The organism is Paremcibacter congregatus (genome assembly GCF_006385135.1).
Taxonomy (GTDB): Bacteria; Pseudomonadota; Alphaproteobacteria; order Sphingomonadales; family Emcibacteraceae; genus Paremcibacter; species Paremcibacter congregatus.
Genome location: NZ_CP041025.1, coordinates 289,837 through 316,339, shown reverse-complemented (window position 1 = coordinate 316,339; position 26,503 = coordinate 289,837). Strand labels below are relative to the sequence as shown.

Here is a 26,503-nt window from a genome sequence, read left to right as displayed (position 1 = left end):
TGCCTGATGCAGAGTGACCATGACCGAATTTCGTTCCATACCCGTAACTGAACTGACAAAAGAACAGGCCACGCGGGAACTTTCTGCTCTCGCCGCAGAAATATCGCGTCATGACGCGCTCTATCACGGCAAGGATGCGCCGGAAATTTCCGATGCGGAATATGATTTGTTACGAATCCGTAACAATGAAATCGAGACCCGTTTTCCCGACCTGACACGCCCCGACAGCCCGAGCGGGAAAGTCGGCAGCGCCCCGGCCAGCGGTTTCCGGAAAGTCGCCCACGCCCGCCCCATGTTGTCGCTCGACAACGCTTTCAGCAGCGAAGATGTAGCCGATTTCGTCGCCAAGGTGAAACGCTTTCTCAACCTGACACCGACCGACGAAATGACCTTGATGGCGGAACCTAAAATTGATGGTCTGTCAGCGTCTCTGCGTTATGAAAAAGGCCGTCTGGTCCAGGGCCTCACCCGCGGCGATGGCCGGGTCGGCGAGGATATCACCGCCAACCTCAAGACCGTTGTCGATATCCCTCATCATCTGGCCGGCAATGACTTTCCCGATGTGGTGGAAATCCGCGGCGAAGTCTACATGGCCAAGGATGATTTTTTTGCTCTGAACAGCCAGCAGGAAGAAGCCGGCAAGCCCCCGTTCGCCAACCCGCGCAATGCCGCCGCCGGATCATTGCGGCAATTGGACAGCCGCATTACCGCTGCCCGCAAGTTGCGGTTTTTCGCCTATGGCTGGGGCGCACATTCCGCCGCCTTCGGGGACAGCCAGTCGGCCTGCCTTGACCAGATGCGCCGCTGGGGCTTCACCATCAATGACCTGGCGGTGATCTGCGACAGCGCCGAAGCGGCGATTCGCCAGTATGAGATCATCGGCGCCGCCCGCGCCGAGCTGCCCTATGACATTGACGGCGTGGTCTATAAGGTCAACCGGCTGGATTTGCAGGAACGTCTGGGATTTGTCGGCCGTGCGCCGCGTTGGGCCATCGCCCATAAATTCCCGGCGGAAAAGGCCCTGACCATTCTGAAAGACGTTAATTACCAGGTCGGCCGCACCGGGGTGATCACGCCGGTGGCGCGTCTGGAGCCCGTCACTGTCGGCGGCGTGGTGGTGTCCAACGCCACCCTGCATAACGCCGACGAAATAGAACGTCTTGGCATCAAGATCTGTGATAAAGTGGTGGTGCAGCGGGCCGGTGATGTCATTCCGCAAGTGGTGGAAGTCGCCGAAACATCGGACCAGAGCCAGCCGATTATATTTCCCGCCACCTGCCCGTCCTGCAACAGCCATCTGGAACGGGAAGAAGGTGAAGTGGCCTGGCGCTGTTCCGGCGGCCTGATCTGCCCGGCGCAAAGGCTCGAACGGCTGCGCCATTTCGTTTCGCGCAATGCCTTTGACATTGATGGGCTCGGCAGCAAGCAGATCGAATTTCTCATTGAACAGAAAATGATCGCCAGCCCGGCGGATATTTTTACCCTTGAAGACCGCTACAGCGACGGCCTGGTGCAGTTAAAGAATTTCGAAGGCTGGGGCGAGCTGTCAACAAAAAACCTCTGGGCGGCGATTGAGGTCAAGCGGCGCATGCCCATGGACCGCTTTTTGTTTGCCCTCGGCATCCGCCATATCGGGCAACAGAACGCGCGACTTCTGTGTCTGAATTACCTGACCATGGATAAGCTGCAGGCGGCGATGATTGCGGCCCAGGATCCCGACAGCGACGCCCATGCCGAACTGTTGAGCATAGACGGCATCGGCCCCAAGGTCGCCGACACCCTGATCAATTTCTTTGCCGAACCGCAAAATATGGACGCCCTCGATAAGCTGCGCGCCCAGGTCGAGGTCGAGGACTTCGAAGCCCCCGAAACCGACAGCTCTCCCGTTGCCGGCAAGATTGTTGTCTTTACCGGCAGTCTGGAAAAAATGACCCGGCAGGAAGCCAAGGCCTCGGCGGAAAAGCGCGGCGCCAAGGTATCTGGCTCTGTTTCTAAAAAAACCGACCTGCTGGTCGCTGGTCCCGGAGCCGGATCCAAGCTCAAAAAAGCGCAAGCCCTGGGCATCAAAACCCTGAGCGAAGACGAGTGGATTGCGCTGATTGGCTAGGCCTCTCTCTTTTCTCGCCTCTTGCTAACATGTAACAAGATAACACCTTTCCCGTCAGCCATGCGTTATGTGCATGGCTGGGATGCGAAAACTGGCTCTACTCATTCCTCTGGAGTGAGCCTACATACACGGCATCGGCAGGGTGACAATCACAAGTCGATAAAATGTAACTTAGAATACTCATGGTTTTTAGAAATTAAATTTCAACAGGTTTCTTTATAAAGGTTTAGATCAATGACTAATTTTGTAACAACATACAATTTCATGGATCTGTTGAAGGACAAAGGTTTTGCTCCTCAGACAGATGTAACTTCCCTCGAGCTGGTTTCCGTTTTCAACGGCCTGCTGGGCAAACTGTCTTCGCAAGTTGAGCAGACAACCGCCGATTACGACTTCATGGACCTTATGCAAGACAAAGGTTTTGTCCCGACCCCAAGCAACGACAACGACCTGAACATCAAGGTTGCTTGACACCCCGTTCCCTACAGTAGTTGAGTATTGCCCCGTATAACCTGTGACATGTCACAGGTCGTGCGGGGTCTTTTTTTTGCACAATGTCCCCCGTCAAACCCGCAGTAAAAAACCCCCGACCATCACTGATCGGGGGTTTGTTGGATTTAACGGTCAACGGCGCCTAGCTTTTCGCGGGATAAAGCGCCTGATCAATGGTGTATTTCAGGAAATCGCGATGGGCGCGGGTATCCGAACCGCCCCGCCGGGATTTCGCCATCCAGTCACTGACCCGATTGAGGTTGGCAAACGCCGCCGCATGGGCCTGATGTGAAATCGCTTTGTTTTTCACTATTCCGACCAAACGCTTGATGTAGGACACCTGCAGATTCTGACGATAGCTGTTCACATCACCTTTCAGGTCAGCCTCAAAAATTGCATCGGTCAATTCACCCATCATCTCGGCAACGGAATAGTCGTTGCCATATAACCCGCTGTCGGTGATTCTCTGCAAAACATCCTTATGGGTGAGATGCGATAGAATGCCTTCCTGAATTTTCAGAATACGCCCATGCATTTTCGGATCTTCGCCCTTGCTGCGGAAATCAAAGCCGCGACGTTGCGGCTGCAGGTGACTGATCAGCTCTGCCGGGTAAGCAAAGGCGTCAGGGGCGAAAATTTCAGCCCGCAACAGCCCCATTGCCCGCTTCTGATCGGCTTTTGACACCGGCACATAAGGCGCCTTGGCGACGGTGTCCTGGCCCACAAAAGCCCGATCCACATAGACCCCGCCAATATAGCGGGAAATCACGCCCCCGGCGCGCCCCTTGGCCCCGCTCAGGATAAAGAAAGCATCGCGCAATTCATGCCAGGACTGTCCCGTTTCATCGTATTTTTCCAGCAAGGTCGACAGTGTGTCTTCCGACAGGGCTATTTCATGGGCGGCGAAGGCAATCGCATCCCCGGACATATCCCCGATCATCACCCGCGGATCAATCGCTTTCCCCGGGGCCCGCATGTCATCGGCATCATTGCCAAACGCCAGCGCCGGCTCGCCAGAGCGTTCCAGCAGGGCCCGCCGCTTGGCCGGGTCTTCCAGATCCGGTGAATAACCGAATTCGATCGCCCAAAGATCATAGGGACCCGGCTTCATGGTATAGAACTGCCCCTGGGGTTTTCCTTTGCCGGCAATATTGATCGCCGGATAATCCATCACCGATCCTGCCAGACCAACCTTGCTGGTCAGGTCTGTATCATGAATGTCCTTGTATGCATGAAGCTGGGTCGCCTTCATATTGTGATTGAGGCCCAGGGTATGCCCCACCTCATGCAGGGTCAGATAGTAGAGCCCTTGTTTGACAAGCTCGTTTTTCTCCACCTCAGTAGCGCCTTTGCTGGTCAGAACAGAACGCCCGAATTGGGCCGCCATCTGCACCTGATGGCCCATGCTGCAGGTCATAAACTCCTGCTCTGGCGCAAAGGCGGTATAGCTGTCGTCGCCCAGTCCGAGCGCCGTCGTCTCAAACAAGCCACTGTAATGCACCCGGTTGGTGACAAAGACCTGTTCCAGCATGATATCGGCGCCGAGCACCTGACCGGTGCGCGGGTTAACGAAATGCGGCCCATACCCGCCGAAGCGCGGCCGCGGCGACGCTGTCCAGCGCAGGACATTATAGCGGATATCCCCCGCATCCCAATCGGCGTCATCGGGCTGGATCTTCACCTGAATGGCGTCCTTGAAACCGGCCTTCTCGAATGCCTCGTTCCAGGTCAGCAGCGCATCGCGGATGGTGTCGCGATATTCCACCGGTGTTGTGTTCTCGATCCAGTATACGATCGGCTCCACCGGCTCTGACAGCGCGGCTTCGGGATTTTTCTTCACCAGGCTCCAGCGATCAATCACATCCCGGTAGGGGGTGGCGCTATGGCTGATCATATCGGTGGCGCGCTGGAAGAAATAGCCGACCCGCGGATCGTCAAGGCGGGGTTTGAAATCATTTTTCGGCATCTGGATGAAGCTGTGCTGCAGGGTCAGCTTGCCATTGCGGGGCAGGCCGCCGATATTATCGCGGTCCGGCATGGCCTTCGAATCATCAAAGACGTAATCAACAATCACATCGGAATTTTCCGGATAATTGTTGATATCGGTGATTTTCGACTTGCTGCTGCTCAGCTTGCCCGGGCCATATTTGCCGGCATCCTTGTCGCCGGGACGTTTGTCCGGGGTCAGCTGGGTCAGGGCTTCGCTCAGAAACATTTTATCCACCGGAATAAGAAAGCGCTTCTTATCCGCGCTGGTGGCTTTGATCTCGGCCGTCGCCAAAACGGCGGAAGACACATTGGCGTCAGCAGAGCGGCTGATCGGGTTTTCCGGATTGTAATAGAAGTTGGTGTTTTCCTCAATAAAATCAATGCGGTTATAATGTTTGGCGAGAGAGAAAACCTGGTTATTTCCGGTCGCGCCACGGAACGCCAGACCCGGCACTCCGGTCACGCCATTATGAACATAAATGAAATAGATGAATTCCTGGTTCAGCTGGTCTTCGCTGATTTCCATAAATAATTCGCCTTTTTCCTTATCACGGTAAAAGGTGAACAGACCTTCGATCTTTTCCTTATCCTCAACAAAATCGGCAAGCGCCTTGTCTTTATCTTTTTTGTCAGCCGTGTCGTCTGATGCTGTATCGCCCGGCTTTGCGCTGTCCATGATATTCTCTTCAGGCGCGGTTTCCCCGTCCTGAACCACAAAAGCACCCGTCTGATCCTGATCCGCCATCGCCGGAAGGGCGAAGCTGGATACACTTAACGCTAAAATCCCCGCGAGTACGGACGCTGAACTTGTTTTTATTGTCATTCGTCTATTTCCTAGTTTTATTACCCCTAACACCCCTCAGAAATAGTTTTAGTTCACCGCAGATGATGGCCATCTTCGAAGAATGAGTCAATTATATTGTAGATACATTGCGGGAATATTACGTCTGCCAGTCGCCGGCAAAGGATTGCCAGAGGGCAATGGCGGCGATGGCGGCGGTATCGGCGCGCAGGATTCGGGGACCGAGGGTAACCGGCACCACCTGGGGCAAGGCCCGGATCAGGGCGCGCTCTGCATCGCTGAACCCGCCTTCGGGGCCAATCAGGATCGCCCATTTGTCCGGCCGCCCCTGCCAGGCGTTGACCTCTTCCACCGCCCGGCCCACGGGGTAGCAATTCTGGTCGCCCGCGCCGTCCTCATCACAGAACATGATCAGGCGATCCTCAGGCCAGTCCGCCAGCAGGTCGGTCAGTTTGATCAGCGGCGCAACCTGTGGCACGGTCATGCGCTCGCATTGTTCGGCTGCTTCGATGGCGCTGAGACGGATTTTGTCTTCCTTCAGACGGTCGAGATTAGTGCGGTCGGTCAACACGGGCCGGATCAGGGACACCCCAAGCTCCGTCGCCTTTTCCACCATATAATCAAGTCGGGCCTTCTTGATCGGGGCAAACAGATACCACAGGTCAGGTTCCGCGACCTGGGCCGCGATATTTTGACGCACAACAACCATCGCCCGGCCCTTGCCGGTTTTAACGATTTCCGCCATCCAGTCGCCGTCGCGGCCGTTGAACAGGGTCACCGGATCGCCCATCTTGCGGCGCATGACATTAACCAGATAATGCCCGGGGTTGCCATCAAGAAGAAGTTCCGCCCCGACCTTCAGGTCCTGGTCAATATAAAGCCGTGCGGTATGTTTGGTCGCCATGGGGGTATAAACACCTTGAGATCATGATATAATTTTTGCCAATGATAGTTTTTTATTCTAAACAGGGCAAATGACAAAAATCGAAAACCGCATAAAAGTCGCGCCGAAAGACACCATCCGCCAAGGCTGGGTCAACCGCCTGTCGCCGGACTTTGCCTGGCCCTATCTGCAATTGATGCGCGCCGATCGGCCGATTGGCGTCTGGTTGTTGCTGTGGCCCTGCCTGTGGAGCATCGCGCTGGCCAGTCACTGGCAATATTGGCAGCCGGAGAACTGGCGGTTTTATCTGCCTAACCTCGGGCTGATGGGCCTGTTTGCGCTCGGCGCCTATGTCATGCGCGGCGCGGGCTGCGTGGTCAATGATCTCGCCGACCGGAAATTCGACGCCATGGTCGAGCGCACCAAGGGCCGCCCCCTGCCCAGCGGCCGGGTTAGCGTGTTACAGGCTTTTCTGTTCCTGGGCGCGCTGTGCCTGATCGGGCTTGCGGTACTGCTGCAGATGAATGATTTCACCATATGGCTCGGCGTGGGTTCGCTGGCGCTGGTGGCGATTTACCCCTTTATGAAACGCATCACTTACTGGCCGCAGATCACCCTCGGGCTGACGTTTAACTTCGGTGCCCTGATGGGCTGGTCGGCGGTGACCGGCGGGCTGGAAGCACCGGCGCTTCTGCTCTATGTCGGCGGAATTTTCTGGACGCTGAGTTATGACACGATCTATGCCCATCAGGACAAGGAAGACGATATTCTGATCGGCGTGAAATCCACGGCCCTGAAACTGGGAGCCACGACGCCGAAATGGCTCGCCGGTTTTTTTATCCTGATGATCGGCTGTTTTGCCACGGCGGGATTTATGGCCGGGACCGGCGCCGGTTTTTACATCGGCCTCGCTCTGGTGGCAGGACATGCTCTCTGGCAGCTGAAAACCCTTGATATTGATAATGGCGAGATTTGTCTGCGGCTGTTCAAGTCAAATCAGCGTCTCGGGCTGCTGCTGTTTCTCAGTATTTTGGCCGGACATTACATCTAGCGGCTATCGGCGATGATTTTTTCCATAAAGGGGACAAGCTTTTCGAACTGTTTCGTCCGGGTGAATTGTTCCCGGTTGGGATTAACACGCCGTTTCAAATCGCCCTTTTGTTTCGTGATCAGAAGTTTTTCCAGATAAGCAACTACTTCATCGACGTCGTTGCTGACCAGGCCAAAATCATTATCCCGTACAATATCGGCGGCTTCGCCGGTTATGCTTCCCGTGGCAAGGATCGGCGTGCCGGACCCGATATATTCAAACAGTTTTCCGGCAATCACACCGTTTTCCTTAGGATCATCCCAGCGCAACAACAACAACAGGTCGGCCTGCTGCTGAATTTTCAGCAAATCCGCCTGAGGAATATATTTGTAATTTTCCACCACGTCCTGCAGGTTATATTTTTCGATCAAGGCCGTATGAGCCGGCGTCAGATCACGAATGCCCTTCGCCGTATAGATCATAAACCGGAAATATTTCGCCTTGTCCCCCATCTTGCCGAGGGCTTCCAACACTAACGACGGGTCGCGTTTGATTCCATACAGCAGGCCGGCATAAATAATTGTGACTTTTTCCGCATCATATGTTTCAAGTGGCGTATCTGAAAAATCTTTCGGATCAAACCCGTTACGGGCAAATTCAACCGGCAGGGTGCTTTGTTCTTTCAGGTCTTTCGCCCAACTTTCCGTGACCGTGATCATGCCCTTGCACTTCCTCAAGGCCATTTTTTCCAGAAAAGTATCTACAGTCCACTGTATGATAGAGGCATTGTAATAGCCATGACCGGTCCACAAATCACGGAAATCCACCACCCAGGGCACATCAAGAATCGTCGCCAGACGGCGGGCGACAAACAGCCCGCTGTGCGGGGGCGTTGTACAGAAAATAATATCCGGCGACCAGCTTTCAAACAGCTTGCGCCCGGCTTTTACACCGTGAGGATACCAGCCGATCATATCGTCTGGGATGTTAGTCAACTTACGATACCACCGACTAAGTGCCGATTCTTTGCCGGATTTTTCGGAACCCGCCTTCGGCTCTCGCCTCCCTTCGTCCAAATCAGGGTTTGCCGAGGCACCAGCTTGTTTCGCAGATTGCACAATATTCCTGACCCGGTGCTTCACTTTATTCGGGATTTCATTAATATTGGTTATATCAGTGAATATAATTCTGTCTTGCGGAATTTCAGCGGTTAATGTTGGAGGATAACCTTTGTTTTCCGGTGCGAGGACCATGACATCATGGCCAGTGTCATGCATATATTTAGCAAATTTATTGATCCGGCTTGCAGAAGCGGGAGAAAAAGGGGGAAAATACCCCGCTACAATTAATATTTTCATTGATATTCCTATAATACTTTTACCCACACTCTACTGGCATAAAATATAAATTTTTCTTATTACACTCGCAATACCGCATAATTCTGCTTCAAACTCAAGCCTTGATATTGATTGACCATCTAGGAACCTGTCAAGCGCCATTATATTATGATGCCTATCATTTAAACCGGGACAGACAGTCACCGCTGATTTTAGTCCCAGTTTTGGTAACCAGTTGAAATGATCATCAGTGTACCAACCATGAGGATAACAAAAATGCACCGGTGTTTTTCCCGTCCACCGTTCCAATATTTTCTGATTTTCCCTGACTTCACCCGCGCAGGCGTCAAATGAAGTGTCTGGCAAAACATGACGGTGGGTATGCAGTTCAATGTCGACCCCCTCATACTGCGCCGACGCGGCGATCATATCAGGCCCCGCGAGCATAAACATTTTTTTTTGCTTTATCTCTTCTATGTTAACCTGAAGAACTTGTCCGATAGTTTCGCAAAAAAAATAACGTTGCGGCAACGGATAATGCGCCTCCAGATGATCTAATATCCGGTTCACCGTCTCTTCACGTTGGGTCTTGTCAGCCGTATTCATCTTACCAGAAAGCCCGTCAAGTTGCAGACTTACCAAATCAATCTGCTTCAGCGGGCTTTTCCAAAAAAGATATTGTAGGAAAACATTCAATACGGGCACCTGTTTCTCGGCATAATAACTGGTGATGTATATGGTCACCGGGAAATCATGCTGCTGCAGGATCGGCAGCGCTTTGCTGAAGGTGCCTTCCCAGCCATCATCGAAGGTGATGACCACACTGTTGTCAGGCAAATTCCCCTTTTTAAGTCCCTTCACCGCCGCCGCAAGGGAAATGACCTGATAGCCGGATTTCACCAGCAGGTCCATGCGATGACGGAACAGCTCCTCTGTCATAAACAAAGTCGGCTTAAAAACATGTTCGTCCTGAAAAGCAATACCGTGATAGCAGAGGATACGCAGTTTTTTATGCTGGATCTTCCGGGAAATCCCGAAGGCGCCGGTATATTTGAGTAGAAAATAAATCAGAATTTTTATGCTTTTCATCATGGCTACCTGAACAGGTCCCGGACAAATTTCTTCATCTGCAGCCCGTAGAGATAACGATCCCCCGGAAACAACAAGTCAGACTTTATAAAAGGATTAAGGAACAGGCCAAGAAATCCCAGAAAAGCCATCAGACGGCCTGTCCGTGCAACATTCCGATCCCTCACCTTGCTCATCATATAGCCAAAGTCTCCTGGCAATGCGTAGCGGACTGATTGAAATTTTTCAGGTTTCAAACGGGGTTCCGGATCAAGATCAAAAAAAGCATCCATCTGGATCTGCGGAAAATTTTTCCCGGCGTAGAGTTCCAGATGCAGCGCCCCCCAATATCTGGCGTTCAGTTCAATAAAATTGAACTCACCAGTATGCCGATCCCATCGATATTCCATCATGGCGACACCGTCCCACCCAAGGTGCCTGATCTTGGCCAGGGCATCCTTGAACATCTCCTCATTTTCCCAAGTATGGCGCAAAGTCGCAAATCCTCCTGTATGAGGATTTTCATGCGTGGCGATAAACTCAGATCGCGCCAATAGTTTCCCGCGATCAAGACAGAGATTAACCGCCGTCTTGACGCCTTTCACATGCGATTGAACGAGAATTTTTTGAACTTTCGGCAAATGGTTCAAAATAGCCTGCGTCGCGTCTTCAATACAATCTGCCCGGATAACGCCTCGTTCACAATTCTCTCCCTGAACGTAGAATTCGTCCAGTTTAATCCATATCGGCAGCCCCATCGCTGTGAGCTGCGCCTCATCCGGTACCGACGCCGCATCTGTAACAATGTAGGTCTTGGGCGTATTCCGGACCAGAAAACCATCGTCCTCCGCCTCAATAAAGCTTGAAAATACATCTGTCTTGCAAAGACATTTATAAACGGTGGCCTTGTCCATATTTCCCGGCATAAGATGGGCGTATTTTGAAAAGCTGCTGTGGATGGCGAGCAGGAAACTTTCACTCGGGACAATGGCAGCGATCTGTTTCTTTGATATCACCTCGTCCAGCCACGGGAAATACTGTTCCCTCCCATAGGCAGGGCAGACGTGTGATTCCGTCGCAAAGTTTGATTTCAGCCCCAAGGCTTGCTCATCACTGGACGCCGCAATCACCCGATAGCCCGCCATGCCCAGCCCCCGAATAACCCCGATCATCCCGAGAGCCTGCGCCTCCACCACCAGAATTGTTTTGTTTTGTCTTACGTCCAGCACCATCTATTCTTTCTCAATCCTTTTTATCTATTCCTCTGCAACGCTCAAGGAATTCTGTACAGGATGCGTCTTAATAATCTAATGGCGAAAACAAATAAAAAAGGGCCCCCTTACAGAAGCCCTTTTTATCATAACATAAAAAACGTTATGTCAGAAGTGGCGCAATCACCAGAGAGACAATCGCCATCACGTTGATCAGGATGTTCATGCTCGGGCCGGAGGTATCCTTGAAGGGATCACCAACCGTATCGCCGACCACCGCCGCCGCATGCACGTCCGAGCCTTTACCGCCCAGATTGCCCTTTTCAATATATTTCTTGGCATTGTCCCAGGCCCCCCCGGCATTGGCCATCATCAGCGCCATCAGCACACAGCCCAGCAACGCCCCGCCGAGCATACCGCCCAGGCTTTGCGCACCGAGGCCGAAGCCGACAATCACCGGCGTCACGATCGCAATCGCACCCGGAATGATCATTTTCTTCAGCGCCGCCGTGGTGGCGATATCAACGCATTTTTCCGTATCCGGATCAGCGGTGCCCTCAAGCAGACCAGGGATTTCCTTGAACTGCCGCCGGATCTCGACGATCATTTCCATCGCTGCATCGCCCACCGCCGTCATGGTGATCGAGGCGATAAGGAAGGGAATGGTGCCGCCGATAAACAGACCGATCAGGACTTTCGGATTATCAAGACTGAGACTGAAGCCCGGCACATGATGGGTCACCGTCGCGACAAACGCCGCGATGATTGACAGCGCCGCCAGCGCCGCCGCGCCAATGGCGAAGCCCTTGCCAATCGCGGCCGTGGTATTGCCCAGCTCGTCAAGGCTGTCGGTGATGTCACGGGTTTCCTTGCCCAGACCCGCCATTTCGGCGATGCCGCCGGCATTATCGGCCACGGGACCATACGCGTCAATCGCCATGGTAATCCCGACCGTCGCCAGCATGGCAATCGCCGCCAGACCAACACCGTAAAGACCGGCAAACGTGGTGGACACAAAGATAATCACACAGATGGTCAGCACGGGGACGACAACAGACTGCATACCAACCGCCAGACCGGTAATCATCACGGTGGCCGAACCGGTTTCGCCGGACTGGGCGATACGTCTGACCGGGGACCCCGCGGTATAATATTCCGTCACCAGACCAATAATCACCCCGCCGACAGCGCCGCTGATAATGGCGTAGAATTTACCAATATCGATGCCAAACCTGTCGAGAACAAAATAAGCGGCAATGATAAACAGCACCGCCGCCCCCATGGTGCCGGCGCGCAGGGCTTTTTCCGGCGCACTGTTGGACATCAGCTTGACAATGAATATGCCGAGGATCGAACAGATCAGACCCACCGACGCCAGCAGCAAGGGCAAGGACATCAGGTCCGCCTTATTGGCCACCGCCATGGTCGAGGCAAGCGCGATGGTCGCGATCATGGCGCCGCAATAGCTTTCAAAAATATCAGAGCCCATACCGGCCACATCACCGACATTATCACCGACATTATCGGCGATCACACCGGGATTACGGGGATCATCTTCCGGAATACCGGCTTCGAGCTTGCCCACGAGATCCGCACCCACATCGGCGGACTTGGTGAAAATACCTCCGCCCACGCGTGAGAAGAGCGCCACGGTAGAGGCCCCCATACCAAACCCGTGAATGGCTTCCGCATGGGTCGCACCGAAGAAATAATACAGCAGACCAAGCCCCAAAAGCCCCAGAGACGCAACGCAAAGCCCCATGATGGAGCCGCCAAAGAAGGCGACTGTCAAGGCCGCTGCCGCCCCCTTGTCATGGGCGGCTGTGGTGGTTCTGACATTGGCTTTGGTGGCCGAAAACATGCCGAGATATCCGGCAACCGCAGAAGCCACCGTACCGACAGCGAAGGAAATCGCCGTTTCCTGACCAAGAAAAATATACAGGGGAATGATGATTACGATGTTGAAGATCAGCAACATTTTATATTCGCGGTTCATGAAAACCATGGCGCCGATATGAATCTGGTCACCGATTTTTCTGACCTTGTCAGTCCCTTCCGGGTAACTGACCACCATACGATAAAGGATGAATGCTACGAGTAGTCCGACAAGCCCCAAAATAGGGGGGTACAATACTAAATCCGCCATGATATCTCCCTTGGCAATTATTTCTTTAATTTGATTATAAGTCTCTTCCCTAAAACGATATTTTTCCTCTGTTACGAGGTCTGTTTTTACAAAGTAAATAAAACGTTAAGACATAAGACCATTGATAGCAAGATTCATGCTGACAAAAATGATAAATTAGCTATATTGCGCCGCAAACACCTTGAACCACAATTTAAAGCCAAAGAAGTGAACTCTCATGCCTTTAGTCGATAAAATCAGCGCCGGTAAAAATCCACCGGAAGAAATCAACGTCATCATCGAAGTCCCCGCCGGCGGCGCCGCGGTGAAATATGAAATGCACAAACGCAGTGGCGCGATCCTGGTCGACCGTATCCTGCATACGCCAATGCGCTATCCGACCAACTATGGCTATATGCCTCATACCCTGTCGGAAGACGGCGATCCCTGTGATGTAATGGTCGTCGTGGATGAACCTCTGGTCCCCGGCTGTGTGATCCGCGCCCGGCCCGTGGGCGTGCTCCTGATGGAAGACGAAGCCGGCGGCGATGAAAAAATTCTTGCCGTGCCGGATCTGAAAACCGATCCGACCTATAAAAATGTCGATACCTACACCGATCTGCCGGAACTGCTGCTCAACCGCATCCAGCATTTCTTCGAACATTATAAAGATCTCGAAGAAGGCAAATGGGTTAAGGTCACCGGCTGGGAAGGCCCTGAAAAAGCCAAACAAATGATTCTCGACGGCATCGAACGGGCAAAGAACGCCCCCGCCGACGAAGACTAATTCATCACGATTTACCCGATAAAAAGGCGGTCTTCGGATCGCCTTTTTTATGTCGCGACCTGTACCAATTCGGGAATAACTGTCAGGATATTTTACATGTTATGTTATTTGCAAAATCATTAAAAACCCTAATGTGTTGTAAATAAGGCAATTTCTCATAATGGCATACTATTTGCTTAGGTATCTACACAACAATGCTACGGCACCCATAAAAAATGATAATTAAAAGGAAAAGTAATGTTCAAAAAAATAATGTTAGGTACCTTGAGTATTCTCTCGCTCACAATCGTCAGCAATGCCCATGCGGGCGTGCTTTATTTTAGTGAAGACAATAATGGCAATGGCCTTTACACTCTGAATACAACAACTGGCGCCGCCACCAACATCGGCGCATCCGGCGTAACAGGCGCTACTGTTGGTCTTGCTCCTTCAGCCGATCCGACGAAGCTTTATGGTTCAACCTGGACAAATATCGCCAGTACCAGCACAGATGGCAGCGGCGCTCCTATTATCGGTTCCGCCAATGCAGAAGCCTTAGCCTATAATCCCAATACAAACACACTTTATGGCGGCATTAACGGCAGTTTCTTCTCAATCAGCTCGGGTGACTTTTCGACATTGACCCCTCTGTCTGCTCCGGGCACGGATATTGAAGGTCTGGCCTATGGCGGCGGAAATACTCTTTATGGCCTGTCCGGCGCCAATCGCAATCTGTATTCCTACGATATTATCAATGATCTTTGGACGTTGATCGGTGATACGCTTATTGACTTCGATCAATCCGGTTTGGCTTACGATATTGAGAATGGCATCCTATATGCTGTTGGTAATCAGGATAGCTGGCTCTATTCCCTTGATACGACAACGGCACAAGCCACCCGTATCGGCGATACAGGGATCCAAAATGGTGGTGGCCTGGCTTTCGTGGCAATGACCACCGTTCCTGAGCCTGCCCCGCTGGCCCTGCTCGGTCTTGGTTTGTTCGGTCTGGGTCTGGCCCGCAAACGCCGGTCATAACGCCCGGTTCCATATCCTTCAAAAGGCGGTCTTCGGATCGCCTTTTTTATTGCCCCGTTACCCGCTTTCCCCCTATAAGGTTGCCATGTCTTATTCATCACTCAGGGACTTCATCGCCCATCTGGAAAAAACCGGTCGTCTGGTGCGGGTCACAACCCCCGTCTCGACCCATCTGGAAATGACCGAAATTCAAACCCGGGTGCTGGCCGAAGGCGGCCCGGCGATCCTGTTTGAACATGTGATCAAGGAAGATGGCAGCAAAAGCGACATGCCGGTGCTGGTCAATTTGTTCGGCACTGTCGAGCGGGTGGCCTGGGGCATGAACCGGGAGCCGTCCGAACTGCGCGCGCTCGGCGAGACCATGGCTTTTCTGCGCCAGCCCGAACCGCCCGGCGGTTTCAAGGACGCCATTCGCATGCTGCCGATCCTCAAGCAGGCGATGAACGCCCGGCCCAAGACCGTCAAATCCGCCCCCGTGCATGAAGTGGTGCTGACCGGTGATGATATTGACCTGACCAAATTGCCCATCCAAGGCTGCTGGCCCGGCGAGCCCGCGCCGCTGATCACCTGGCCGCTGGTGGTGACCAAAGGCCCGGGTAGCGCGCGGGAAGATGATTTCAATCTCGGTATTTATCGTATGCAGCTGCTCAATAAAAACCAGACCCTGATGCGCTGGCTCAAGCATCGCGGCGGGGCGCAGCATCATCGGCGCTGGAAGCAGCAGAAGAATGAGCCGCTGCCGGTGGCGGTGGTCCTCGGGGCCGATCCGGCAACGATCCTCGGCGCGGTGACCCCGGTGCCCGACACCCTGTCGGAATATCAGTTCGCCGGCCTGATGCGCGGCAAGAAGACCGAACTGGTCGACTGCAAGACCGTGCCGCTGAAAGTGCCGGCGACGGCGGAAATCGTGCTGGAAGGTCATGTGTCGCTGGATGATTATCGCGATGAGGGGCCTTACGGCGACCACACCGGCTATTATAACAGCGTGGAGAAATTCCCCACCTTCACCGTGACCGCCATCACCATGCGCAAGGACCCGATTTACCTGAGCACCTATACCGGACGGCCGCCGGACGAACCATCGGTGCTCGGCGAGGCGCTGAATGAAGTTTTCATTCCGCTGCTGCAACAACAATTTCCGGAAATCGTCGATTTCTGGCTGCCGCCGGAGGGCTGTTCCTACCGCATCGCCGTGATTTCGATCAAAAAAGGCTACGCCGGTCACGCCAAGCGGGTGATGATGGCCACCTGGTCCTATCTGCGTCAGTTCATGTATACCAAATTCATCATCGTGGTGGATGACGACATCAATGTGCGCGACTGGAAAGATGTGATGTGGGCCATGTCAACCCGAATGGACCCGGTGCGCGATACCACCTTGGTGGAAAATACCCCAATCGATTATCTCGATTTCGCCTCCCCCTTCTCGGGCCTCGGTGGCAAGATCGGCCTCGACGCCACCAATAAATTCCCTGGTGAAAGCAACCGGGAATGGGGCGAGGAAATCGCCATGGACCGCGATGTCATTGACCGGGTGAGCGAGAAATGGGACAGCCTCGGGCTGCCCACCTCAGGCGCCCCGATCTGGTCGCCCCCCTCATCTGACAAGAAAAAATAACTGCAGTACAAACTGCCCGGATAGGCCGGATTATGACGCGTTTGTCGCCACAACCTCAAGGGCGGCGACGGCCTCAATATGGCTGCGGAACTGCTGCTCGCTAAAGTTAGAAGAAATTTTAGACTGCGCCACTCTCCAGTATTTAACGCCTTCTTCGACGGCTTCAATCCCCTTTTGGCTTAACGCCAACAGCCTTTGCCGCCGGTCCTTGCCCTTCATGATGGTAATCAGTTCCTGCTTCTCCAGTGGTCGTAAGTTACGCGCCACTGTCGAGGCATCCATCAAAAGTTCATCCGCCAGACCACTCACCGTAATGCCTTCATGTTTATGAAGCACCATTAAGATTATCATCTGCGTATACCGGATGCCGGTTTCATTCAATGCATCATCATATAATCGTGTTATGGCCCTGGCCGCACGGCGAACCTGGGTGCACACACACATTTCCAAAGACTCGTTTAAGCTCTGGCTTTCTGCTCTCGGCTTTACAATTTCCAAAGGAACCCCTTTTTACTAATTACTAAATGTGATAATAACTTTCTGTAATATCAACGCCTCTATATTTAAGGCTTAAATATCAATTATCTAAAAGATATATTAAATAGTATATAATACAAAATCGTTGCCTAATTCCACTAAAAAATCTGATCATTCGAATATTCTTCTTGAGGTCTCGGCTATAAAAAGGCTTTAAAAATAATAACAACGCATCTTGTGATTGCATCATGAAACAATTTTATAGCAAAATATTTAAGCATTGGTAAGGAAAATGAAATGCCGTCAGACAGCACAAAAAAAGCTGATCTTTTTCTCGAAAAGCTGGATTATCTAATCACCGCCGCCCGGAAAGCGGGTGCGGACGCCAGTGATGCCGTTATCTATGAAGGTCAGTCGCAATCGGTGTCCTGGCGACTGGGCGCCCTTGAAGACGTAGAGCGGGCGGAAAGCACCGACCTTGGTCTGCGGGTTCTGGTCGGGCACAAACAGGCGCTCATTTCATCCAGCGACATTAATGATGCTACTCTCGACACCTTGGTGGAACGGGCGATGGACATGGCGCGCAATGCGCCGGAAGATCCCTATGCCGGTCTCGCCGACCCGGCGCTTCTCGCCCTGTCACCGAAAGATATCCCAGATCTTGATCTCTATGACGACACGGTGAAATCCGCCGACGAGATGCAGGCCCTGGCCCGGACAGTAGAAGAAACCGCCCTGGCCACAGAAGGCATTACCAATTCGGAAGGCGCCAGCGCCAGCAGCAGCAGCGGCCTGATCGCCACCGCCAATTCCAACGGCTTTGCCGGTCATTACCAATCCAGTCATTTCGCGCTCAGCATTTCCGTGATCGCCGGAACCGATGACAAAATGGAACGGGATTATGCCTATTCGTCCAAACGTCATTTCATGGATCTGCGTGATCCGGCCGCCATCGGCCATGAAGCGGCGGAGAAAACCCTGCGCCGTCTCGGGGCGCGGCAAGCCAAAACCTGCAAGGCTTCGGTAATTTTCGATCCCCGGGTGTCCCGCAGCCTGCTCGGTCATTTGGCCGGCGCCATCAATGGTCAGGCCATTGCCCGCGGCACAAGTTTTCTGAAAGACCGCATGGAAGAACAGATTTTCAGCCCCGGCATCACGGTCATCGACAATCCGCATATCCTGCGCGGTCCGTCCTCCAAACCCTTTGACGGGGAAGGCTGCCGCAACGCGCCTCTGGATGTGGTCACGGACGGTATTCTGAAATGCTGGATTCTCGACAGCAGCAGCGCCCGACAACTGGGGCTCACGGCTAATGGCCGGGCAAGCCGCGGCACCTCGTCCCCGCCCTCGCCGTCCACCACCAATCTTTATATTGCCGCCGGAAGCCTGCCGCCGGAAGAACTTTATCAGGACATCAAACAGGGGCTGTATGTCACTGACCTCATCGGTATGGGCGTCAATGGCGTCACCGGTGATTACAGTCGCGGCGCCAGTGGTTTCTGGATTGAAGACGGCAAGATTTCCTATCCCGTGAATGAGATCACCATCGCCGGCAATCTCAAGGACATGTTCCTACAGATGACCGCCGCCGATGATCTTGTGCTGAAATACGGCACCGATGCCCCGACCCTGCGGGTCGACGGGATGATGGTTGCGGGGGCCTGATGGTCACAGGCACCTGACAAACTGTTCCAGACAAGAAAAGCCGCCCTGAATGCAGAGCGGCTTTTTTCATTTTAACTTCAATTCTGAAGCCTTAGAAACTTGCCCCGACACTGAACAGCACCGTCGCGTCGGCATTATCGCCGGCAAGGTTGGTATCGATATAGGTAATACCGAAGTCCAGCCCCTGATAAGCCACAGACGTTCCCACGGACCAGTCCCACTTTTTATTGGCAAAGGCCCCGTCTTCATACCCGAGATGCAGATTGACGGTGAACGGCGTATCCGGGATCACCACATCGCCCTTGGTATAAAGATAGAGATTGTCATCATTACCTGTATTGTCACTGCTGAAGGCATAATTGGAACCAACAGAAGCAGAAACAAACCCGAGGTCCATGCCGACAGACCCGTAAACTTCGAAATAGTCGGTATTGCTCCCGCCCGGATAATGATAGAGCAAGCCCCCAATATCATAGGTTATACCGTCTTTTTCACCGGCATAGCCTCCATAAAAATCGGTTTCCATGCTCGCACCATTGAAATCGGAGATATTGGTCGCCCAGGTTCCCACATAAAAACCGCTCTCATGGGCCCAGTCGAGCCCGCCCTGAAGAGAGAACCCCTCATCATTCAGGGACACGCCACGAAAGCGATAATCATTGGTCATGGTGATATTGGCGCTAAATCCGCCGCCAAGTTCTGCCTGCGCCGGCAAGGTTGCCCCCAGGGTACCCGCCAACAGTAATGTGGTGAATATTGCCTTTCTTCGTAAGGTCACGTCTCTCTCCTTTGTTCTGATTATCAGCAGATTTTTCTGCCTACTGCACTACTATTCAAATAGCATGCCAATTTCAGGTCTTGAGTTTAGACCCTATTATATTAATATTTAATTACCCTAATATTAATGATAAAACATAAGCTTAAGCTAAATTTTTACCCCTGGTTATCTAAACCAGTAATTTGGCAAGACTATGGCATGCATCTTTTTTTGGCACCCCAGTCCACAACGCATAATAAAACGGCACAGAAGAACATCAGAAATCAGGCCGTCTGATAGGGAGGATCGGGGTAATATTCAAGATAATGCTGCACCTGGCGGGCAAAGGCCGGGCTATATATTTCCCCCACCACCCACAACGCCATATCAATCCCCGCCGAAACCCCCGCCGACGTAATGACCGCACCATCCCGGACAAACCGATGATTTTTCACGACTTCACTGGTGGGACTCAGCTGCGCCAAGAAATCTAAACAACTGTGATGCGAGGTGCATTTCTTGCCCGCCAAAAGCCCGGCCGCAGCATAAACCAGAGACCCGGAACAAACACTGGTGACCCAGGGTGTCTTTTGCGCCACCTGACGTATTGTTTCAAGCGCGTCCGGGTTGGCCAGTAGCGCCCGGCTTCCGGCACCGCCCGGCAACAGAATCAGGTCATAGCTGCTGTCCTCGCTGAGGTTCTTGTCCACAATGACCTCCATGCCTTTTTTAGCCATCACTCTGTTCCCGCTTAAGGATGTCATCTCGCACTGTAATTTCGGTCCTTCCGCCGCGTCCCCCATTTCCTGCGCCACCCGAAAAACTTCCCAGGGGCCGACAGCATCCAGCTCTTCGAAATCGTCAAATAAAATAATACCGATGGTAAACATTTCACACTCCTTTATTTATAGAAGAGTCCATTATGACTATCCTCAATCTGGCGAAAATGACATATTACCCACGATTTATGCCATTTCACCGCAAAAGGCTTTACCCATCGGCCAACGGGTCGTACCATAAAGACATGACAGATACCCAACCGGGGCACGGCCCCAAAGAGCCTAAAATGACGGGACAGGTTTTTAAAAAACCTGCGCTGGTGCTCGGCGTTGTAATCGTAACAGCCGTTATTTTCTGGCCCTTGCCCGCCCAGTTCAAATATATTGGATCGCAATTCCTGACCTTCGCGGCGGCCCTCTATATCGGCCTGCGCATCTGGCGGTGTTCGCCCCGGGGCAAGGCCATTACGGTTTTACAGTCCGATTCCCCCTATGGCTGGCTGCCTTACCCCTTAGTGCTGCTTCTCGCCGCCGGGTTAACCTATTTCACCATGACTTATATGGGCTATTGGCCGCGGGCCCTGCTTGAATTCATTCTGGTGATCGGCATTGTCTATTACATGCTCAGGGCTTTTAAACGCTTTTTGATATAAAGATTGCCCCGATTCGAGATCAACATGAGAAAAATCGCTTTCCTGCTGTTTGACCAGTTTCAAATCCTTGATGTCACCGGCCCGGCCCAGGTGCTAAGCAGCGCCAATGAACTGGCCCCTGGCGGCGTCTATGATATCCACTATCTGTCGCTTGTCGGTGGCCCCTGCCGCGCCACCTGCGGCATGATGATTGATACCGAACCGTTTCGGGATCTCACCGGTTTTGACAGCCTGATTATTTCCGGTGGCGACGGCAGTCGCAAAGCAGCCACGGATCCGATCACGGTACAATATCTGAAGCAGGAGGCCCCTAAGCTGCGCCGCCTGATCTCCATCTGCACCGGCGCGTTTCTTCTGGCCGCCGCCGGACTGGTCGACGGCAAAACCATAACCACCCACTGGGCCTATGCCACCCAGTTGCAGAAGAAAAATCCCCGCGTGACCGTCAATCCCGACGCGCTTTATATCCGGCAGGGGTCAATCATCACCTCCGCCGGGGTAACCGCCGGCATGGATCTCGCCCTGGCGCTGGTGGAGGAAGACCAGGGGCGACAAGCTGCCACGACCATCGCCCGCCATCTCGTGATTTTCTACCGCCGACCGGGCGGGCAATCGCAATTTTCCGCGTTTCAGATCGCCCAGGAGACAAAAACAAAAGACTTTGCAGATCTCTGCCTGCAGATCATGACCCACCCCAACCGCGACTATCGTATTCCCCAGATGGCGGAAGACGCCCATATGACCGAACGTACCTTCATTCGCCACTTCACCCGCGCCGTCGGCCTGTCCCCGGGAAAGTTCGTCGAAAAAGCCCGCCTGGAAAATGCCCGACGGGCCTTGGCGGAAACCCGACTCAACCTTGATCAAATCGCCCATCAATGCGGCTATAGCAGCCCGGAAATTTTGCGGCGAAACTTCCAGCGCCACATGGCGGTATCCCCCAGCGAATATCGTCAACGGTTTGGTATATGACACAAATATGACGTAAAATTTTACCTTGGCGCAATATCGTGCTAGCCTGAAACCTTCCTTCACCTGTCTGAAAGGTAACTTTTGATAAAGTTGTTCGATATGCCGCGCCTTATGTACCCCCTGGTCGCAAGCCTGATGCTGCTGACAGGGCAAAGCACGACATCAGCCAAGGAAAAAATAACCTGGGTTCTGGCACAGGAACCCCCCATTACCTATGTCAGGGATGATGCCTATACCGGGTATGGGGTTAAAATGCTGCGTCTGATCCAGGCGGAATTGCCGGACTATGACCATGCCATGCATCTGGGCGGAAATTACCAGCGCGCCACCCAGGACGTCAAGAATGGCCCCCTCAAATGTGCCGTCGGGGTGATGAAGACACCGGAAAGGATGGATATCATGTCCTTTTCCACCGTCCCGGTATTTCATTTTTTCGATATTCAAATCGTCACCCGAAAAGAAACATTCGAATCCTGGGGCCGGCCAGAAAAAATATCTCTAAACCTGCTCCTGAAAAATAAAGATCTGATTCTGATGCTGTCAGAAGGCCGTAAATACACACCAGGCCTGCAAGCCATTCTTGATCGCCATCAGGGCGCCCCCCACATCAGAACCACCGCCAACGCACAATTCAGTGAAACCATGTTGCGGATGCTGCAGCATAACCGTTTCACCTATATGTTCGCCTATCCGGAAGAAGTCAGTTATCTGACCCGACAGATGGATAACATGGACAACATCGTGACCATTCCCATTACCGAAAGTCAGCTTTTTGGGCATTCCTGGGCCGTGTGCAGCAAAACCCCCCAGGGTAAGGACGCCATCGCCGCCATCAGCCGCGCTTTAAAAAAGGTGCGTCAGACCGAAGAATACCGTGAGGCGTATGAAGCCTGGATCGGGGGAAATCTACGCACGCTTTACCGGGAAAAATACCAGACGGAATTCCTCAAGATCGGCGAGTAGCCTACTCCCCCAACACCAGCGCCGGGTTGAGCCGTTCCTTATACCAGTTCAGGCCCCAGTGCAGATGAGGTCCCGTGGCGCGACCGGTCGCCCCGACGGTGCCGATCTTTTCCCCCTGACGAATATCCTGCCCCTCTTTCACCGCCACCTGCTGCAGATGGGCGAACACCGTGCTGACGCCGAAGCCGTGATCGATGATCAGCGTATTGCCGGTATAATAAAGGTCCGACACCATCGTCACCTTGCCGCCGAGCGGCGCGACAATATCCGTGCCCTCGGGCGCGGCGATATCCATGCCCGTATGGGGACTTTTCGGAGTGCCGTTAAGAATCCTGTGGTTACCGAAATTACCGCTGATCCGCCCCCGCACCGGCCAGATAAAACCTTGTGTGAAATCCTTGCGCGCACTGTCGGTGGTGCGGGCCTTGCCCACCCGGGCGCCGTCCGCCCGGATGCGGGCGAGTACCTCCGCAGGCGGCGTCACCATCTTTTGCGGCAGGCCATCGATATGGGTCACGTCATATGTCTGCGGCGTCACCGTGAAGCGTTGCGGAATTTTTTGTCCCCCCGGGGCGGCATAGGTCATTTTCAGCATCGCCCCCTGCTTCCAGTTGAGGCCGAAGGCGAAATCACCTTCTCCGGAGACCTTCAGCTTACGGTCCCCGAGCCAGACCTGACCGCCCGGCGCGACCTTGCCGACATAGAAACCGCCCTGGATCAGGGTATCCGGCAAGCCGAGCGCATTTTTTGCCTGCGCCGCCCCGGTAAGCACAAACGCCAGCATCATCGCCCGAAACATCATCCGAAAAAATCTCATAACAGACTTCCTTGACGGTTGTCCCCGGACGCCGCTTTATTCTTGGTCTTGGCCGCGGTTTTTTTCCGGGTCGGGGCTGGTCCGCCGGCCACCACCGCCGCGACCTCTGCGTCTTTGAATTCAATGCCGATGCCATCGCCGGATTTCAATCCCGCCCCCGAGGAAAGCGCCTTGCCGCCCGCGTCACGAATAACCGCGAAACCGCGGTCCAGCACCCGCTTGTAATTCAGGCTGTCGAACAGACGGCTGGTGGCCTCGAACCGCTCGCGCATCTGGCGCAGATTTTGCCCTTCCGCCCGGTCGAGCCTGAGACCGAGTTCCTGAGTCTTTTCCTGGGTGCGGACAATATCACGGCGCAGCAGGTCCGGCCGCAGCATCCGGCTGACGCTGTCAAGCTGCATCTGACGCCGTTCGCCGAGCAACTTCAGCGCCCGGGGCAGCCGTTCGGCCACATCATCGAACCGCTGACGGCTGAGGGCCAACATATCGGAAGGTTTGGGCAACCCGCGCCCGAGCCCGTCAAGCTTCTGCGCCTTGTCGCTGACCATCCGCCGCACCGACCGGTTGAGACGTGTGCCCAGATCCTGAACCGTATAGAGCAGGTCATCGCGCACCGGCACCGCATGTTCCGCCGCCGCCGTCGGCGTCGGGGCCCGCAAGTCGGAGGCATAATCAATCAGGGTGGTGTCGGTCTCATGGCCGACCGCCGAGATCAGCGGAATTTCACTGTCAGCCACCGCCCGGATCACCACTTCCTCGTTGAAGGCCCAGAGATCTTCCAGACTGCCGCCGCCCCGGGCGACAATCAGCAGATCGGGGCGGGGAATGGCGCCGCCTTTTTCCAGGGCGTTAAAGCCGCGAATCGCCTCGGCCACCTGTTCGGCGGCCCCCTGACCCTGAACAATCACCGGCCAGACCAGCACATGGCGGGGAAAGCGATCCGACAACCGGTGCAGGATATCGCGGATTACCGCCCCGGTGGGTGACGTCACGACGCCAATCACCTGCGGCAAATACGGAATCATCTTCTTGCGGCTTTGATCAAACAGGCCCTCGGCGGCGAGTTGTTTTTTGCGTTCTTCCAGCAGCGCCATCAGCGCCCCGGCCCCGGCGGGCTCCATTCGCTCGATAACGATCTGATATTTAGAACGCCCGGGGTAGGTGGTGAGCTTGCCGGTGGCGATCACTTCAAGGCCGTCTTCCGGCCGGAAGCCGAGCTTTCCCGCCACGCCTTTCCACATCACGGCGTCCATCACCGCCTTGTCATCCTTCAACGCCATATAAATATGGCCGGAGGCGGCGCGCTTGAAACCGGAGATTTCCCCGCGCAGCCGCACGTAGCCATAGGTGTCCTCGACCGTGCGTTTCAGGGCCATGCTCAATTCAGTGACACTATATTCCGGGGCGTTGCTGGCTTTTTGTTCAGCATTGTAGGGATAATCAGACATATTCCGTGATTTTTTCACCTTGTTTCCAGTTGCCCCTATGCTACAAGAGAGCTCAGCTCAGATAAAGGCCTAATGATGACAAAGGCCAAATGATGATAAAGGATGTTGACGATGAATATTCTGGTGATTGGTTCCGGTGGACGCGAACATGCCCTGACATGGAAAATTGCCCAAAGCCCGCTGGCCGATGAAATCTATATCGCACCCGGCAACGGCGGCACCCAGGAGCTCGCCACCAGCGTCAGCCTTGATGTGACCGATCATGACGCCGTCGTCACCTTCTGCCGCGCCCATGATATCGGCTTTGTCGTCGTCGGCCCGGAAGCCCCGTTGGTTGACGGCCTTGTCGATCATCTCGATCAAGAAAATATCGCCGCCTTTGGCCCCAAGGCTTACGCCGCGCAACTGGAAGGCTCGAAAGGCTTTACGAAAGACCTCTGTGCCGAATTCAACATCCCCACTGCCGCTTACGGCCGCTTTACCGATGCCGCCAGCGCCAAGGCCTTCGCCCAGGACAAAGGCGCGCCGATCGTGGTCAAGGCTGACGGTCTCGCCGCCGGCAAGGGCGTGATCATCGCTGAAACCCTCGACCAGGCCAACGCCGCCATCGACGACATTTTCGGCGGACAGTTTGGCGCCGCCGGGGCCGAGCTGGTGATCGAAGAATTCCTCGTCGGCGAGGAAGCCAGTTTCTTCGCGCTGTGTGACGGCGACAATATCCTGCCGCTTGCCACCGCCCAGGACCATAAACGGGTCGGCGAAGGCGACACGGGCCCCAATACCGGCGGCATGGGCGCCTATAGCCCCGCCCCTGTGATGACGCCCGAGATGACCCGGCGCACCATTGATGAGATCATCCTGCCGACCGTGCGCGGCATGAAGAAACGCGGCCACCCGTTCCGCGGCGTGTTTTTCGCCGGGCTGATGATCACCGAGAAGGGACCGGAACTGATTGAATATAACGTGCGTTTCGGCGATCCGGAATGTCAGGTGCTGATGATGCGTCTCAAATCCGATATTCTTCCGGCCCTGATCGCCAGCGCCGAGGGCGGCCTCGACCTGATCAAGCTCGACTGGCGCGACCGGTCCGCTCTCACCGTTGTGATGGCGGCCAACGGTTATCCAGAATCTTATGAGAAAAATACCCTGATCGGTAATCTGTCCGAGGCCGGAGAGAATGAGGATTGTATGATCTTCCATGCCGGCACAAAACAGGAAGGCGGTCATATTTTCGCCACCGGCGGACGGGTGCTTAATGTCACCGCACTTGGCGACTCCGTAACCCAGGCCCAGACCACCGCCTATGCCGCCGTCGATAAAATCGATTGGCCTGACGGTTTCTGCCGCCGGGATATTGGCTGGCGCGCCGTCGAACGCGAAAAAAACTAAGACTGGCCTCAAAATCTTACGCTGTGTTACAGTTATGTTTCAGTAGTGTTACAAGTAACGCTTTTGACCATAGTTTTGTTGCTATTTGGTCATATAACTGAAATTATGCCGTCACAA

Annotated in this window: 22 protein-coding genes; 11 read left to right on the top strand and 11 right to left on the bottom strand. The window is 54.0% G+C overall.

Going from position 1 to position 26,503, the window contains the following annotated elements:
• Nucleotides 1-19: 19 nt before the first annotated feature.
• Nucleotides 20-2,107, top strand: coding sequence for an NAD-dependent DNA ligase LigA (gene ligA, locus FIV45_RS01480; RefSeq protein ID WP_099472577.1), 2,088 nt, complete (start codon nucleotides 20-22; stop codon nucleotides 2,105-2,107).
• Between the two features lie 234 nt (nucleotides 2,108-2,341).
• Nucleotides 2,342-2,578, top strand: coding sequence for a hypothetical protein (locus FIV45_RS01475; RefSeq protein WP_099472580.1), 237 nt, complete (start codon nucleotides 2,342-2,344; stop codon nucleotides 2,576-2,578).
• 163 nt (nucleotides 2,579-2,741) lie between these two features.
• Here FIV45_RS01475 and FIV45_RS01470 read toward each other — a convergent pair whose 3' ends face one another.
• Nucleotides 2,742-5,411: a zinc-dependent metalloprotease gene (locus tag FIV45_RS01470; protein WP_099472582.1), complete on the bottom strand. Its 2,670-nt coding sequence runs from the start codon at nucleotides 5,409-5,411 to the stop codon at nucleotides 2,742-2,744.
• 118 nt (nucleotides 5,412-5,529) lie between these two features.
• Complete coding sequence (locus FIV45_RS01465) at nucleotides 5,530-6,294, bottom strand: 16S rRNA (uracil(1498)-N(3))-methyltransferase (protein ID WP_099472586.1); 765 nt, start codon at nucleotides 6,292-6,294, stop codon at nucleotides 5,530-5,532.
• 70 nt (nucleotides 6,295-6,364) lie between these two features.
• On the opposite strand from FIV45_RS01465, the gene ubiA reads away from it, so the two are divergent.
• Nucleotides 6,365-7,324, top strand: a complete 960-nt coding sequence (ubiA, locus tag FIV45_RS01460; protein ID WP_099472590.1) for a 4-hydroxybenzoate octaprenyltransferase — start codon at nucleotides 6,365-6,367, stop codon at nucleotides 7,322-7,324.
• On the opposite strand, the gene FIV45_RS01455 is transcribed toward ubiA, so the two are convergent.
• The 4 genes from FIV45_RS01455 to FIV45_RS01440 all read right to left on the bottom strand — a co-directional run bounded on the left by FIV45_RS01455 (nucleotide 7,321) and on the right by FIV45_RS01440 (nucleotide 13,065).
• On the bottom strand, nucleotides 7,321-8,661 hold the full coding sequence (locus FIV45_RS01455) for a glycosyltransferase (RefSeq protein WP_099472595.1): 1,341 nt from the start codon (nucleotides 8,659-8,661) through the stop codon (nucleotides 7,321-7,323). The two genes, ubiA and FIV45_RS01455, sit on opposite strands and share 4 nt — an antisense overlap.
• A 30-nt stretch (nucleotides 8,662-8,691) precedes the next feature.
• Nucleotides 8,692-9,729 (bottom strand): polysaccharide deacetylase family protein, encoded by a 1,038-nt coding sequence (locus tag FIV45_RS01450; RefSeq protein WP_204844787.1) that lies wholly within the window; start codon nucleotides 9,727-9,729, stop codon nucleotides 8,692-8,694.
• A 5-nt stretch (nucleotides 9,730-9,734) separates the two neighbouring features.
• Nucleotides 9,735-10,937 carry an ATP-grasp domain-containing protein gene (locus FIV45_RS01445; protein WP_204844785.1) on the bottom strand — a complete coding sequence of 401 codons (1,203 nt, stop codon included), beginning with the start codon at nucleotides 10,935-10,937 and terminating at the stop codon, nucleotides 9,735-9,737.
• Between the two features lie 145 nt (nucleotides 10,938-11,082).
• Nucleotides 11,083-13,065, bottom strand: a complete 1,983-nt coding sequence (locus FIV45_RS01440; protein ID WP_099472603.1) for a sodium-translocating pyrophosphatase — start codon at nucleotides 13,063-13,065, stop codon at nucleotides 11,083-11,085.
• 217 nt (nucleotides 13,066-13,282) lie between these two features.
• On the opposite strand from FIV45_RS01440, the gene ppa reads away from it, so the two are divergent.
• The 3 genes from ppa (at nucleotide 13,283) to FIV45_RS01425 (ending at nucleotide 16,466) form a co-directional block, all read left to right on the top strand.
• Nucleotides 13,283-13,831, top strand: coding sequence for an inorganic diphosphatase (gene ppa, locus FIV45_RS01435; protein WP_099472605.1), 549 nt, complete (start codon nucleotides 13,283-13,285; stop codon nucleotides 13,829-13,831).
• Nucleotides 13,832-14,068: 237 nt separating this feature from the next.
• Nucleotides 14,069-14,848, top strand: coding sequence for a PEP-CTERM sorting domain-containing protein (locus FIV45_RS01430; protein ID WP_099472609.1), 780 nt, complete (start codon nucleotides 14,069-14,071; stop codon nucleotides 14,846-14,848).
• 85 nt (nucleotides 14,849-14,933) lie between these two features.
• Nucleotides 14,934-16,466 (top strand): UbiD family decarboxylase, encoded by a 1,533-nt coding sequence (locus tag FIV45_RS01425; RefSeq protein ID WP_099472800.1) that lies wholly within the window; start codon nucleotides 14,934-14,936, stop codon nucleotides 16,464-16,466.
• A 30-nt stretch (nucleotides 16,467-16,496) separates the two neighbouring features.
• On the opposite strand, the gene FIV45_RS01420 is transcribed toward FIV45_RS01425, so the two are convergent.
• Nucleotides 16,497-16,910, bottom strand: coding sequence for a MarR family winged helix-turn-helix transcriptional regulator (locus FIV45_RS01420; RefSeq protein WP_268939768.1), 414 nt, complete (start codon nucleotides 16,908-16,910; stop codon nucleotides 16,497-16,499).
• Nucleotides 16,911-17,240: 330 nt separating this feature from the next.
• On the opposite strand from FIV45_RS01420, the gene FIV45_RS01415 reads away from it, so the two are divergent.
• Complete coding sequence (locus FIV45_RS01415; RefSeq protein ID WP_099472615.1) at nucleotides 17,241-18,608, top strand: TldD/PmbA family protein; 1,368 nt, start codon at nucleotides 17,241-17,243, stop codon at nucleotides 18,606-18,608.
• Nucleotides 18,609-18,699: 91 nt separating this feature from the next.
• Here FIV45_RS01415 and FIV45_RS01410 read toward each other — a convergent pair whose 3' ends face one another.
• Both FIV45_RS01410 and FIV45_RS01405 read right to left on the bottom strand, forming a co-directional pair.
• The gene (locus FIV45_RS01410) at nucleotides 18,700-19,386 is read right to left on the bottom strand and encodes a TorF family putative porin (protein ID WP_165776996.1); all 687 of its coding nucleotides are present in this window, start codon (nucleotides 19,384-19,386) and stop codon (nucleotides 18,700-18,702) included.
• 263 nt (nucleotides 19,387-19,649) lie between these two features.
• Nucleotides 19,650-20,255: a DJ-1/PfpI family protein gene (locus FIV45_RS01405; protein ID WP_099472621.1), complete on the bottom strand. Its 606-nt coding sequence runs from the start codon at nucleotides 20,253-20,255 to the stop codon at nucleotides 19,650-19,652.
• Nucleotides 20,256-20,287: 32 nt separating this feature from the next.
• Between FIV45_RS01405 and FIV45_RS01400 the strand changes: the two genes are divergently transcribed.
• The 3 genes from FIV45_RS01400 (at nucleotide 20,288) to FIV45_RS01390 (ending at nucleotide 22,732) form a co-directional block, all read left to right on the top strand.
• Nucleotides 20,288-20,797, top strand: a complete 510-nt coding sequence (locus FIV45_RS01400) for a hypothetical protein (RefSeq protein ID WP_133118569.1) — start codon at nucleotides 20,288-20,290, stop codon at nucleotides 20,795-20,797.
• A gap of 24 nt (nucleotides 20,798-20,821) precedes the next feature.
• Nucleotides 20,822-21,769 (top strand): GlxA family transcriptional regulator, encoded by a 948-nt coding sequence (locus tag FIV45_RS01395; protein ID WP_099472628.1) that lies wholly within the window; start codon nucleotides 20,822-20,824, stop codon nucleotides 21,767-21,769.
• A 99-nt stretch (nucleotides 21,770-21,868) separates the two neighbouring features.
• Nucleotides 21,869-22,732, top strand: coding sequence for a TIGR02285 family protein (locus FIV45_RS01390; RefSeq protein WP_099472631.1), 864 nt, complete (start codon nucleotides 21,869-21,871; stop codon nucleotides 22,730-22,732).
• A gap of 1 nt (nucleotide 22,733) precedes the next feature.
• Here the strand turns inward: FIV45_RS01390 and FIV45_RS01385 are convergent, their stop codons facing one another.
• Nucleotides 22,734-23,549, bottom strand: a complete 816-nt coding sequence (locus FIV45_RS01385; RefSeq protein ID WP_099472633.1) for a M23 family metallopeptidase — start codon at nucleotides 23,547-23,549, stop codon at nucleotides 22,734-22,736.
• Entirely contained in the window at nucleotides 23,546-25,015 is a 1,470-nt protein-coding gene (gene xseA, locus FIV45_RS01380) for an exodeoxyribonuclease VII large subunit (RefSeq protein WP_204602185.1), read from the bottom strand. Before xseA ends, FIV45_RS01385 begins: the two co-directional genes overlap by 4 nt.
• Nucleotides 25,016-25,108: 93 nt before the next feature.
• Between xseA and purD the strand changes: the two genes are divergently transcribed.
• The gene (gene purD, locus FIV45_RS01375; protein WP_099472636.1) at nucleotides 25,109-26,386 is read left to right on the top strand and encodes a phosphoribosylamine--glycine ligase; all 1,278 of its coding nucleotides are present in this window, start codon (nucleotides 25,109-25,111) and stop codon (nucleotides 26,384-26,386) included.
• The last annotated feature ends 117 nt before the right edge of the window (nucleotides 26,387-26,503 follow it).